The organism is Nostoc sp. PCC 7107, assembly GCF_000316625.1.
Lineage (GTDB): Bacteria > Cyanobacteriota > Cyanobacteriia > Cyanobacteriales > Nostocaceae > Nostoc_B.
This window is the reverse complement of sequence record NC_019676.1, coordinates 4793855-4806939: the sequence shown is the minus strand read 5'-3', so window position 1 is coordinate 4806939 and position 13085 is coordinate 4793855. Positions and strand designations below refer to the sequence as shown.

General features: G+C 41.2%; 10 protein-coding genes. 6 read left to right on the top strand and 4 right to left on the bottom strand.

What is annotated here, in order from left to right; translation table 11 throughout:
* Positions 1 to 210: 210 nt before the first annotated feature.
* Positions 211 to 927: a response regulator transcription factor gene (locus tag NOS7107_RS20495; RefSeq protein ID WP_015114861.1), complete on the top strand. Its 717-nt coding sequence runs from the start codon at positions 211 to 213 to the stop codon at positions 925 to 927.
* A gap of 195 nt (positions 928 to 1122) precedes the next feature.
* Here NOS7107_RS20495 and lysS read toward each other — a convergent pair whose 3' ends face one another.
* Positions 1123 to 2808: a lysine--tRNA ligase gene (gene lysS / locus NOS7107_RS20490; protein ID WP_015114860.1), complete on the bottom strand. Its 1686-nt coding sequence runs from the start codon at positions 2806 to 2808 to the stop codon at positions 1123 to 1125.
* A 124-nt stretch (positions 2809 to 2932) separates the two neighbouring features.
* Here lysS and NOS7107_RS29750 point away from each other — a divergent pair, with 124 nt between their 5' ends.
* Positions 2933 to 3061, top strand: coding sequence for a hypothetical protein (locus tag NOS7107_RS29750; RefSeq protein ID WP_301280982.1), 129 nt, complete (start codon positions 2933 to 2935; stop codon positions 3059 to 3061).
* Positions 3062 to 3099: 38 nt separating this feature from the next.
* Here NOS7107_RS29750 and NOS7107_RS20485 read toward each other — a convergent pair whose 3' ends face one another.
* Positions 3100 to 3525, bottom strand: a complete 426-nt coding sequence (locus NOS7107_RS20485; protein WP_015114859.1) for a hypothetical protein — start codon at positions 3523 to 3525, stop codon at positions 3100 to 3102.
* A gap of 529 nt (positions 3526 to 4054) precedes the next feature.
* Positions 4055 to 5017, bottom strand: a complete 963-nt coding sequence (locus NOS7107_RS20480; RefSeq protein WP_015114858.1) for a M48 family metallopeptidase — start codon at positions 5015 to 5017, stop codon at positions 4055 to 4057.
* Positions 5018 to 5124: 107 nt separating this feature from the next.
* Here NOS7107_RS20480 and NOS7107_RS20475 point away from each other — a divergent pair, with 107 nt between their 5' ends.
* Complete coding sequence (locus NOS7107_RS20475) at positions 5125 to 6681, top strand: helicase C-terminal domain-containing protein (protein WP_015114857.1); 1557 nt, start codon at positions 5125 to 5127, stop codon at positions 6679 to 6681.
* 165 nt (positions 6682 to 6846) lie between these two features.
* Positions 6847 to 7062 carry a DUF2839 domain-containing protein gene (locus tag NOS7107_RS20470; RefSeq protein WP_015114856.1) on the top strand — a complete coding sequence of 72 codons (216 nt, stop codon included), beginning with the start codon at positions 6847 to 6849 and terminating at the stop codon, positions 7060 to 7062.
* A 97-nt stretch (positions 7063 to 7159) separates the two neighbouring features.
* Here NOS7107_RS20470 and NOS7107_RS20465 read toward each other — a convergent pair whose 3' ends face one another.
* Positions 7160 to 7699 carry a phycobiliprotein lyase gene (locus NOS7107_RS20465; RefSeq protein WP_015114855.1) on the bottom strand — a complete coding sequence of 180 codons (540 nt, stop codon included), beginning with the start codon at positions 7697 to 7699 and terminating at the stop codon, positions 7160 to 7162.
* Positions 7700 to 8235: 536 nt separating this feature from the next.
* Between NOS7107_RS20465 and NOS7107_RS20460 the strand changes: the two genes are divergently transcribed.
* Together NOS7107_RS20460 and NOS7107_RS20455 are read left to right on the top strand one after the other, a co-directional pair.
* Positions 8236 to 9672, top strand: a complete 1437-nt coding sequence (locus NOS7107_RS20460) for an efflux RND transporter periplasmic adaptor subunit (protein WP_015114854.1) — start codon at positions 8236 to 8238, stop codon at positions 9670 to 9672.
* A gap of 37 nt (positions 9673 to 9709) precedes the next feature.
* The gene (locus tag NOS7107_RS20455; protein WP_015114853.1) at positions 9710 to 12952 is read left to right on the top strand and encodes an efflux RND transporter permease subunit; all 3243 of its coding nucleotides are present in this window, start codon (positions 9710 to 9712) and stop codon (positions 12950 to 12952) included.
* Positions 12953 to 13085: the final 133 nt, after the last annotated feature.

The window sequence follows — 13085 nt, the reverse complement described above, 5'->3', positions numbered from 1 at the left end:
TTCTCAAATTTAATAGAAAATTAAGTGTATCTCAGTAAAGTAGTGGCAATGTTTGACTAAAAGCTGTTTTCTATCTAAGTAATCAACTTAGATAAATGTCAAGAAAAACTAAAAATTTTTGTAAAATTAAACTTTCTTAGAGTGGCTTCTCGTATTCCAACAAAGCTATCTCAACTGCGAGTTGCCAGATGAATAATAGGCTAGAACTTTATGGTGATGCTTCCTGCTACAAATCCCAAAATTCTTGTTGTAGATGACGACTTTGGTGTACGTAATCTAATCTATCGTTTTCTTGGTCGAAAATATCACATAGAGTCTGCGGCAGATGGAAAAACTGCTCTGTCTATGTTTGAGCAATTTAATCCAGCTTTAGTAATTTTAGATTGGAATTTACCAGATATCAGTGGCTACAATTTGTGCGAAGAAATGCAGAGCCGTAATAATGTCTTAGTAATGATGCTAACAAGTAGAAATGCGGAAGAAGATAAAATTAAGATTCTTTCTGCGGGTGCAGATGACTTTATGACTAAACCTTTTAGTTTGGCAGAAGTAGAAGTTAGAGTACAAGCACTTTTGAGGCGGATACGTTGCATTAATCCGTCTTCTATACAGCGCTTGGTATTCAAGCAACTAGCAATTAACCCAGAAGGTAGAGAAGTCACACTAAACGATAAACCACTAAATTTAACAGCATTGGAATTTAATATTCTGCATTTTTTAGCAAGTCATCCTGGTCAAGCTTGGAGTCGCTCACAACTCATCCAAAAAGTTTGGGGTTGTGACTATGTAGGAGATGGAAGAGTTGTAGATGTACACATTGGTCAACTACGCAAGAAATTAGAAGTTGACCATAATGTACCTGAGTTTATTAAAACAGTTCGCGGCTACGGTTATAAATTTGAATTGCCAGAAGCAACAACCGCTTGATAAGTTATGGTGATTCCCAGTTAAGTGAAGTATAGAACTAATGTTTTTGAACGCAGAGGGGCGCAAATCTTTGCACCCCTACAGGACTGAAATAACTAATGTTGCATAAAAAGAAACCGCCGATGAACGCCGATAAAATTCAGTGAAGTCAGTCAGTCAGTCAGTCTACTAATTGTATTTCATCAATCACATATCTCAACTTAATTGTTCATACTTAAATTTCCCTTTAATAAATTTATGAAAATATTGACCTTTAGACGGTACATTATATAATTCTTCTTTGATACTAGAAGGTACTTTGAAATATTCGTAAACACTGCCGCTATCAAATTCAATCGTGAGTGTTTGAGTTTTTGGATCATAGCTAAATTCCTTAATCAAGCTACCTTCAGGTTTGAGTAAGGGAAAAGCAATGACATCTCGAATACTGGCAGAATCAGTTAATAACATGACTAACCGATCAATCCCAATACCTAGACCGCCTGTAGGTGGCATTCCATATTCCAACGCCGTGAGAAAATCTTCATCTACACCTTGGGCTTCTAAATCACCAGCAGCTTTGCGGGCGGCTTGGGCTTCTAGGCGTTCTCTTTGGTCAATGGGATCTGTTAATTCTGAGAAGCTATTGGCGGTTTCGCGTCCCACAATGAATAACTCAAATCGTTCTACCAAACCAAGTTGAGAACGGTGGGGCTTTGCGAGTGGCGAAATTTCTACAGGATAGTCAATAACAAAGGTAGGCTGAATTAAATTTGCTTCTACTTTCTCTTCAAAGACTAAATTCAGGATTTTACCTATACTTTGGGCTTCACCTGCACCAGGAATTCCAGCATTTTTAGCTGCGGCTTTTGCTTCTTCCAAGGTTGAAAAAGCATTAAAGTCTAAGCCTGTGGCCTCTTTGACTACATCGTGCATTGTCACCCGTCGCCAAGGTGGTGTTAAATCTACAGTTTCGCCTTGGTAGGTGATTTGCAATGTGCCAAGTACATCTTGGGCGACGGTGGTAATAATTCCTTCCGTCAGCGCCATCATATCGTTGTAGTCGGCGTAGGCTTGATAAACTTCGATGGAGGTAAATTCGGGGTTGTGTCGAGTTGAAATTCCCTCATTGCGGAAAATTCGCCCTAATTCAAACACCTTTTCAAAACCACCGACAATCAAGCGTTTGAGATGGAGTTCTGTGGCAATCCGCAGATACAATTCCATTTCTAGGGTGTTGTGGTAAGTGACAAAAGGACGTGCATCTGCACCGCCAGCTTCACTTTGCAAAACAGGCGTTTCAATTTCCAGAAAATCGCGCTGTTCTAAATAACGGCGAATACCTGCGGTGATTTGGGCGCGACGGCGAAAAGTTTGCCGGACTTCGGGGTTAACAATCAAGTCAACGTAGCGCTGACGGTAACGTTTGGCGACATCTGTTAATCCATGCCACTTGTCGGGTAGGGGCAGTAGGGATTTTGTGAGGATGGTGTATTGTTTGACGTAGACTGATAACTCGCCCTTTTCAGTCCGTTTAATCGTGCCTTTAACTCCCAGAATATCGCCTGCATCTGTGAGTTGCTTGAGGTGGTTGAAAGCATCAGCATCAATTTCTGCCATGCTTTCTTGGATGCGATTTTTCTCCAGATATAGCTGTATGTTGCCTGTTTCGTCTTGCAAAGTAAAGAATGCCAATTTACCAAAAACACGCCGCGCCATGATGCGACCGGCAACGGTAACTTCTAAATCAACTTCTTCGCCACTGGCTAAATCAGCAAATTTTTCTTGCAATTGGGCGGCATGATGGCTAGATTCCCAACGATAGGAGTATGGATTACCCCCTAACTGCTTAATCTGGGCTACTTTTTCCAGCCTGGCGGCACGGATATCTTCTTCCGACATGGTAACGAACTATTCAGAGGGCAAGATTAATTATAGATGCTGTAAAAGTAGACAGTGAGAGATTTTTGCGCTTGCCATAATTTTCATATACGATCGCCCAAGGAATACCACAGTCAATAAACGAGTGGGATTGATTGAGGGACAAGTATGTTTACTCATGGTTTTAAAAATCTCGATGAATATAAAAAGCGATCGCACTCTTTTTTATACAGGCGATCGCTTTTTATTGATGCAGCTATTAACACAAATATAAAACTACAAATTTGCCAAGTTAGTGGTCAAAGACAACATTCATTCTTGTCCTAATTGTAGAGAATGCCGAGATAAAATGGCCTTCGTTTTCAAGTTATATAACTGCATCACAGCTTTGATCATACTCTGCTGATCTGGGTGTAAATCTAGGCTCTCTAGGGCTTGATAAATATTATGACCTACCTGGAATTGTTCTTTCAGTTTTTCACGTTGTGATGAACTTAAGATAGTACTAATTTCTTTGTTGCGGCGTTGACGTAAACCCTGGAGTTGTTGGTGTTCTTGTGGGGTAAAATCAGTTTCCGAATATGCTAAGTTGATTGCAGCTTTGTGAGTTTGGTCAAAAATCACACTAGAATTAGCATGAATTTGTAGAGGCGTAGCTAAAGCAATCCCAGGCATGAATATGACAAGGACAAGAATATTAGCTAACAAAAACAGCCATTTAGGAAAGTTAATTACCATGTTGAGAAATGCCTAAACGAAATTTCATGCTCTGCCAATTTTAGATTTTGGATTTTGGATTGATAGCTAGATACAAGCCTTAAACCCAAAAATCTTAGATTAAAGGTCTTTCGTAATCTAAAATCGCCAATCTGTTTGGAAAATTTTGCTCAAATCGGAGAACCATTTCAACGCAATGGCGCAACTTTTCGCAAAGTCTAAAATTGTTTGAACAGTCACAAACAGATGGTAGCTTAGATGATTTTGCACCCTATGTCCATAAGGCATAACAGCAGAATGCAGAAGATAAGTTTTTGCTGAATATTTATCTCTGCCAAGCACCCCTAAAAAGTATTATCGGAGATAAAGGAATCTTAAAAAATAAATCACGCTACAGAAAATCTATATTCAGAGAGGCAGGTAAAAAGCCTGGGCTGAAAAAATTATCATTTAAGGATAAAAAGTAATAAGATAATGTTATGTATGTTACGAAAATTGTAAATAAAAATCAATTATTTGAGGGTGGGTATGATTATGCCCACCCTCAAAGCTACTGAGACCTTTTCATTCTGTTAATTTCTTGTTGTAATTCTTCAATTTGTCGCCGTAAATTTTCTGCTTCACTTGCGGAAGTTTGGGATGCAACATTTACTGCACCTTCGGCTGGCGATCGCTGATAGTTTCCTCGGCGAATTTGCTGATATTCTTCTGATACAGCCCACTCCCTTAAATAATGTATCCGTTCTACAGCAAAGGGATGGCTTAACATCATACCCTGAGCGCCATTGTAGATCAGGAATTTATATATTTGATTCAGTCCATCTTCATCCAGTGCTTGATAATTTTCAGACTGACGGATGAATTCTTGTAAACTACATTCATGGGCATATTTGCTACTTCCACCCGATATCTTCATCATCGAAGACATCACAGGATTTACGTCATCAATTACTAACAAGGCGGCTCGATCTGCCGTTAATTCAGCTTTTCGCCGCCATTCAAAAAAGGCATAGATCAAGGCTTGGGTAACGAAATTACCAATACCAAAGGTCAATTCACCTAGGGCAGAAGCAGCACTCATCGCCCACATCGCCATTTGGACTAAAATAGTATGACCACATTTAATATGACCCAGTTCATGGGCTAACACCGCCCTAATTTCGACTTCCTCCAGTAAGTCTAGTATGCCTGTATTGATGACAATGTAAGGATTTTCTTGCCCCAAAGCATAGCTATTCGCTTGGGGATTTTGTGAGACAAACAGTGCAGGTTCTGGGTAAACATCCAAATCCCGCACACATTCCCGAAATATCTGGTAAATAGTGGAATATTGTCGCGGCCCTACTTGGATGGTGTTACCCATTAGATAGACTAACTGCGGGCGTTCGTAGACAAATTCCATGAATTTACGGGCAATTAACTCAAACCCTGGTAAATTTCGTAATGCTTGTTCAGCTTGGCGGTCAAGTGGATGCCTGAAAGCATCGCTAGATATTCCTGTGTAAGTTGGCATAATTTAATCAGTGAACAGTTATTAGTTATCAGTCTAATAACTAATAACTGAATAATAGAAATGGGGCTAATGGAAGTAAAAATCACTTTGTATGGGATTAAAAGCGTGTGATTGAGGCAGAAGTTCATTTGTCACTACATAACTTTTTGCGATCGCAGGCGGGGTTCCCTTCCTGGCCTCATCATTTGACGATGGCAAGGTTGGTAGCCCGCGCCTTGCGTCTAGGACGTAGTGCTTTAATTCAAGTTGGGGCGGCTTGCGGCTATCAAGGGCGATATCGCACTAGTTTTGTCGCATCAGCATTGATGTGGCAAGGCCCTGTTATTATTGTTGCTCCAGAAACTGTCCAACAACGTCTGTTACAAGTAGAAATTCCCCGCCTACAACAGTGGTTACAAGTTCAAAAGCCAATCAGAACAGGTAACGCTTGGCCTAATTCTGGGTTTCAAGGGCTACTTCTAACTTCTCCAGAAGCTTGGTTACAAGCGCAGTTAAAATCTTCTGAGGCTTTTCCCCCTGGCATTCCCACAATTATTGATGGTGTAGATGATTTAGAAGATTGGGTACGTCATCAGCTAATTCAAGATGTGCAGTCTCAAGACTGGGAAGAACTTATGTTAGCTTGTCCTCGCCAAGTGGAAGCAATTCGTGCTGCGAGAACACAACTAACCAAAGAATTCTTCCAGCATCCAGCAAATCCTTATGAGTGTTATCTCATCTCCCAGCCAGAAGCAGAAATTATTTATGGTCTTTTTGCTCAATTAGACTTAGAGGTGATTCCTCATGTTTGGCAAAATTTCTGGCAGCAATTTCAATACATTCATGAAAATTTACCTTTAAATCAACTACCTCATCTTTTTTGGACGACAATTGAGCGTCGCCAAGGCTTATTTTCTTTACATTACGCGCCGATTGAACTGGCTGGGATACTCTCGCCAATTTGGGAACGACAGCCAGTAGTTTTAATTGGTAGTGCATTAGAACCAGAAACAGAAGCGCCTGTATTTCGCCAGCGTTTGGGTTTGGAGGATGTCACTTGTCTGAGGTTCTCCTCAGATAGTCAAGCTCAAGCGATTCAACTGTATGTACCCCATCAGTTACCTTTACCCAATACACCAGAATTTCAACCTGCTTTTATTCACAAAGTCCGCACCTTGTTGTGTCTGAGTGCGACAGCGCCAGGGTTAACAGTGGTGTTAGTGGGAGATGTCCCACTCAAGGCGCAAGTCGGCGCAATTTTAGCTTCAGAGTTTGGTACACGGGTACAAGTAGAAAAAACCTGTTTAGATGAAAATGGTATTTTAATTAGTGGTTGGGAATATTGGCGAGAACATCAAAATGTTTTACCTGCGCCACATCTATTAATTATTGCGACTTTACCTCTACCATCTTTAGAAAATCCTCTGGTAGCTGGGAGAGTAGCTCATTACAAGCGATCGCACCAAGATTGGTTTCGGGTATACTTACTTCCGGCAGCCTTGAATGAACTACAACGCGCGATCGCCCCTGTACGCGAAAATCAAGGTGTAGTAGCTTTACTCGATAGTCGAGTTGTTAACCGTAGCTATGGCTCACAAATCCTCGCAGCACTAAGCCCTCTAGCACGCATTAACTATCTCGATCCCAGTTTATTCGCCAACCCAGATGAAGAAGATTCGGCTTAAATGACAAATAACTATTTACATTTTGTCAACGGATAGCGATCGCCCCTTCCGCAAACGTTATTATCAGCTTGTGTTTACATTTGGAACTTCATCAATTGGACTAGAGATGCGATCGCATCTCTGGGATAAGACACATAAACTAATTGAAATTTTGAATTGTTAATTATGGGTGAAGCAAAACGTCGCAAAGAAACATTGGGGGAAAAATACGGTCAAGATGAGCGCATATTATCTTGGGTTCCCATCACCAAACGCCAATCTGAATTATTTGTGGCTTGGACTACTCGCGGAGCCTGGATTGGTATTGGCGGTATGGTTGTCGCTTGGGTAACTATTCGTTTTATCGGCCCTGCTTTTGGTTGGTGGCAAATTGTAGGTTAATACAGTTCAGATAGTATCGCTTTCACCTAGTTTTTAAAACAAAACATATTGACAGGGAATAGATATTTATTATCTATTCCCTATTATTTTCTACGGTTTAGTCAATTCGCTTTTCCAAATATTGCCCAATCATTAACTGTTCGCCAGCGCGAGAGATGATTGTTTGTCTGGTGCGATATTTATTCCCAATTAACTTTAATTCTTCCTCAAAAACTGAGTCATTGTACTCAGTTCGCAAGCACAGAGTTTCCGAATTAGGAAAATGATACTCTGCTGTGATGGGTTTGGATGTGGCAAAACCGCGATCGCGGTACAAAATATTTCCTAATACACCAAATAATGTCGAACCTTGAGAATCTTGTCTATTTTTTAGTATGTCCGTACTATTCCACAGTACTTCTGCACCACAGATTAAATTATCTGTCTCAGGTAAATGGTGTAATTGAGCCAACTTTTGCAACTCAGCGCATCCTGCTTCTAAAAACCGAATAGTGATCAGACTCACCATTTCTTTAGTGTCGCCCTCTGGCAGAGTATAGTAGCGTCTTTCTGAGCGCCACTGACCGGCCGATTTGCCGAAAAATTCCGTAATTTCTGCTGCGTTAGTGGGTTGAGTCAGTCTTAGCGGTGATGTCACGCGTTATTGTCCTCGCCTATCCTAAAAATAGCGTTTGTACATATACTACATGGTGACAAAAGACAATTACGGTTTAGAATTTTTAATATCTCTCATAAATACTGAGAATTACAGATTGCTTTTCTAGCATCTTTGCTAGTATATATTAGTTATACTTAGTAAAACTAAATATCCTAATTTTAAGGGTGCTAATGCCATAATTGGGGCGAAATTTAGTGCTAACTTCGAGTTTTCATAAATCTCAGAATTTAGCTTTAGGCTGAAGATATGAGAAAAAATATACTCTATACCTTGATTTTATCAAAGGTAAAGTGTTCTACGTCTGCATCAGCAGATGACATCAGCATTCTTAAACTTTAGTTGAGTAACAGTAGTAAAAGTTGAGAAAAGAAGAATTAGCTCAACATTATTTGATGATTAATTCTTCTATCTAAGGAAATATATTCAAAATGACTTGGGTATAAAAGGCTGCTATTTTTAGAAAAAAATTTACATAAGCAAAATAAATGATTTGAAACGGACAACCGCAAAAATCGATGAAACAGCAAACCTACATAGCTCCAATCCAAGTGATGAATAGCCAGTTAGATTTAATCTTCAAGATTGACACAGGGAAACCAACAAAAAAAAGTATGTTTCCCCAGGAACAAACAAGGAAATTCCTATCATTATTTGTTTGCTTATTAACTACAGGAATACTTTCTGCTAGTTGTGCTTCTCTACCCAAAGAGGCCGCCGAAGCTCAATCGCAACGTGGTAGTAAAGAAGGTGGTGGTGCGACACCTGTAGATGTAGCGATCGCGCGGACAGATACACTAGAAAAACAACCAGAGTATACAGGTACAACAATACCCTTCCGTACTGTATCGATGCGATCGCAAATAGAAGCGCGGCTATTATCCTTAAACGTAGATGTAGGCAGTATTGTCAAAAAAGGGCAAAACATCGGACAGCTAGATGATGTCCTGCTGATGACAGAATTAAAACAAGCCGAAGCCGAACTCGCAGCCCAAAAATCAGACGTAGCCAGAGCCATAACCCAGGTAAGTAATGCGCGTGCAGAAGTTGAAAGACTGCGGTTACAGATGGTGCAAGCTCAAGCCGACTCTAAAAGACAACAGCAATTATACCAACAAGGTGCGATCGCCCAACAAACAGCCGAACAAGCACGCACTCAAGCCCAAACAGCCGCCCAAGCCTTGCGGGCTGCAATAGAACAAGTCCGCACAGAACAACAAGCCGTCGCCGCTACCCAAGGTAGAGTTTTAGCGCAACAAGCAGTAGTCGCCCAAGCCAAAGAACGGCGTTCCTACTCCCGATTAATTTCCCCTATCAATGGTGTAGTCACCAGCAAAGTTACAGAACCAGGTAATCTTTTGCAAGCAGGCGGCGAAGTTATCCAAATTGGCGACTTCAGCCGAGTAAAAGTAGTAGTTCAAGTTTCAGAATTAGAACTAGCAAAAATTAAAGTTGGGCAATCTGTACAAGTACGCTTAGATGCCTTTCCCCAAAAAGCATTAACTGGCAGAGTTATACGCATATCTCCCACCGCCGATGCGACTGCTCGCCTGATACCAGTAGAAGTGGAAGTTCCCAACAATCAAGGCAATATTGGTAGCGGACTATTAGCACGAGTTAATTTTGCAAATCAAATACAACCGCGAGTTGTAATCTCCCAAACAGCCATTCAAAAATCAGCCAAACAGCCTTCTGAATCTGACGCAGCCAATGACGAGACAAATGGCACTGTATTCGTAGTTACAGATATGCAGGGCAAACCAACAGTAATAGCACGTACCGTTACCTTGGGCAAAAAAGCTGATAGCAAAGTAGAGATTTTATCTGGTTTGCAACCAGGAGAGCGCTATGTAGTTCGCAGTGGTAGACCATTAAAAGATGGCAACTCTGTACGTCTTTCGATTCTTTCCGAAACAGGCGAATCAAATTCGACACCGAGCAGAACGAGAAATTAAGAAATTAAGAATTTAGATTTGGAGTGCAATCATAGTCATGCAGCAAGTCCACAAAAGCGGCGGATTTAGCATCAGCGCCATTTCCATTCGTCAACATATCGGTACTCTCATGCTTACCCTAGCGGTAATCGTGATGGGTGTATTTTTTATAGTTAAATTACCAGTAGATTTACTACCATCAATTACCTATCCTCGAATTGGTGTGCGGATACAAGCACCAGGGATTTCGCCAGAAGTAGCAATTGATGAAGTCACAAAACCTTTAGAAGAAGCCTTCTCCGCTACCGAGGGTGTATTACAAGTCTTCTCCCAAACCCGTGAAGGACAAGTCAGTTTGGATTTGTACTTTCAACCAGGGGGCAATATTGACCAAGCCTTAAACGATGCTACTGCGGCCTTTAACCGAGCCAGAGGTACTTTACCAGACACCCTAGAAGCACCACGCATATTTAAAGTTGATCCTTCCCAGTTACCTGTTTATGAAATAGCTTTAACTTCACCAAGCCTAGAAGGTGTAGAGTTACGTGTATTTGCCGAAGAAGAACTAGCTCGTGAATTAGGGGTTGTCCCTGGTGTAGCCGGGGTAGACGTATCGGGAGGAGTACCAGAAGAAGTTAGAGTCAATCTAGATTTAGCTCGTCTGCAAGCTTTGGGTGTAGGTTTAACAGATGTTTTAGATGAATTAAGAGACCGCAACCAAGATATTTCCGGCGGTCGAATTTTAGGGCAGAATTCCGAGCCATTAACTCGGACAGTGGGTCGCTTTCGGAGTGCTGAGGAACTAAGAAATTTATCCTTTGAGGTATCCTCTGGGTCTTCTACCACAATTACCAATACTCAATCGTCAGTTCCTACCCGCCGTGTTTATTTGCGAGATTTTGCCGAAATTATCGACGGCTCGGAACAACAAAGAGTTTTCGTTTCACTCAATGGTGAACCAGCCGTCAAAGTCAGTATTCAAAAACAACCAGATGCCAATACTATCAACGTTGTTGATGGAGTTAAACAGCGTGTAGAAGAACTGCGACAGTCTGGTGTCATTCCTGAAGGAACAGTAATTACATCTACTTTAGATGAATCAAAGTTTATTCGTAATTCTATTTCTAATGTTACAAGTTCCGGGTTAATTGGTACAGCATTAGCCGCGATCGCAGTTCTCCTATTCCTGGGTTCCATCAGACAAACTTTGATTATTGTCCTGGCTATCCCCTTAGCCACCCTAGCCGCAATTATCTTAATGGGTTTATTTGGTTTATCCATCAACGTTTTTAGTTTGGGTGGTTTAGCTTTGGGTGTAGGTATTGTAGTTGATAACTCCATCGTGATGTTGGAGAACATTGCTGAAGGCGCGGGAATGACCCCCGGTAAAACTGCTAGAAGCAAGTTGAGTAAACAGCAACTAATTAATCAATCAGAACAAAGTAGTCGAGAAGTCGAATCAGCATTAATAGCTTCTACTAGTACCAACTTGGTCGCAGTATTGCCATTTTTGCTCATTGGTGGGTTTATCGCCCTGCTATTCAATGAATTAATTTTAACTATTAGCTTTTCCGTAGCAGCTTCAATTATTATTGCTGTCACGGTTGTACCCATGATGGCATCTCGCTTATTAGGATGGAAGTTTTCTAGCCGTTTAAGTGAATTTTGGCTATTGCAAGAATTTAATCGCCGCTTTGATGCTGCTACCAGGGGATATGGCGGCTTTTTAACTATGATATTACGCTGGCGATTAATTACAGTGGCGATCGCCCTCCTCTTCTTTGGTGGCGGTAGTTTGTGGATGGCTCCCCAAATTCCCCAAGAAATTTTACCCCGCATCAATACCGGACAAGCTAACTTAAACGCTCAGTTTCCTCCCGGAACACCCTTAGACACTAACCTCAAAGTTATGAGTGCTGTGGATGAGGTTCTCCGCCAGCAGCCAGAAACAGAATATATATTTTCCACTGCTGGTGGAGCCTTATTTGGTAATACAACCAATGCCAACCCCTTACGCGGTACTAGCAACATTACCCTGAAAACTGGTACTGATGTCGAAGCTTACGTTGAACGAGTCACCAAAGAACTGGATAAATTAAACTTAGCCGGCATTCGTCTGCGCCTTTCACCCGGACAAGTGCGGGGTTTGATTTTGAATAACTCTCCTGTCCGGGGCGCTGATGTTGATGTGATTTTGCAAGGTAACAACCCAGACACCTTACAAGACGCTGGCCGTCAAGTCTTAGCCGCTTTAGAAGAGCAAGCCACCCTCGCTAGATTCCGTCCCGATGCTGATGAAAGACAACCCGAAATTCAAATCTTGCCAGACTGGGAGCGTGTTGCAGCTTTAGGCCTAACTACTACAGATATTGGCGATACCATTCAGACTGCTCTAGAGGGTAGTATCCCCACACAATTACAACGTGGCAACCGCTTAGTAGATGTACGCGTAAAGTTGAATGAAACAGCAGTACAAGAACCATCTCAATTAGAAAGATTGCCGTTATTTGTAGACAATAATCACCAAGTCCGGTTGAGTGATGTTGCTAGAATTATTGAAGGGCAAGCGCCTGGTGAAATTCAGCGAATCAACCAGCGCCAAGTTGTCATCCTAGCAGGGAATTTAACCGAGGGCGCTAGTTTAAGTCAAGCCATAGCCCAGGTAAAACAAGTCATAGATAACCTCGAATTGCCAGAAGGTATAAGTGTTTTACCTAGCGCCGCGGCTGAATCAAATCAACAATTGCAAAGCTCACTACAACTATTAGGTGGATTAGCCACATTCCTTGTATTTGTAGTTATGGCAGTACAATATAATTCCCTCATTGACCCATTGGTAATTATGTTTACCATTCCGTTAGCACTAGCCGGGGGAATTTTTGGACTTTATATTACTAAAACTGCCATTGGTGCAACCGTGATAGTAGGTGCCGTTTTATTAGTTGGTATTGTGGTGAACAATGCCATCATCATGGTTGAGTTAGCCAATCAACTTCGGGAACGGGACAATATTGACCGCAAAACTGCCATTTTACAAGCAGCACCACAACGCTTGCGTCCCGTACTCATGACTACTATTACCACTGTTTTAGGTATGTTCCCTTTAGCATTAGGAATTGGTGAAGGCTCAGAGTTTCTGCAACCATTGGGTGTTGTCGTTTTTTCTGGTTTGTCATTAGCAACTGTCTTAACATTGTTTATTATTCCGTGTTTTTATACACTGCTACACGACATCCTAGATTTTGGGTGGTTAAAGCAAATATTAACCAAGTTAGATAAATTGAAGAATAGGTATTACTAAATAAAGACAATTAATAAATCAGCATAATTTTGGTGATTTTAAGCGAATAGAAATCGTGGTTATATCTTAATAAAAGATGCTGCGAATTCTATTCTGGCTATGATTTTAAATCACTGGTCACTGCCTTTGGTTG

Bases quoted from the DNA above. Each gene is read 5' to 3' on its own strand.
- NOS7107_RS20495 (WP_015114861.1), top strand. From the start codon at position 211: ATGGTGATGCTTCCTGCTACAAATCCCAAAATTCTTGTTGTAGATGAC.
- lysS (WP_015114860.1), bottom strand. From the start codon at position 2,808: ATGTCGGAAGAAGATATCCGTGCCGCCAGGCTGGAAAAAGTAGCCCAG.
- NOS7107_RS20485 (WP_015114859.1), bottom strand. From the start codon at position 3,525: ATGGTAATTAACTTTCCTAAATGGCTGTTTTTGTTAGCTAATATTCTT.
- NOS7107_RS20480 (WP_015114858.1), bottom strand. From the start codon at position 5,017: ATGCCAACTTACACAGGAATATCTAGCGATGCTTTCAGGCATCCACTT.
- NOS7107_RS20470 (WP_015114856.1), top strand. From the start codon at position 6,847: ATGGGTGAAGCAAAACGTCGCAAAGAAACATTGGGGGAAAAATACGGT.
- NOS7107_RS20460 (WP_015114854.1), top strand. From the start codon at position 8,236: ATGAAACAGCAAACCTACATAGCTCCAATCCAAGTGATGAATAGCCAG.
- NOS7107_RS20455 (WP_015114853.1), top strand. From the start codon at position 9,710: ATGCAGCAAGTCCACAAAAGCGGCGGATTTAGCATCAGCGCCATTTCC.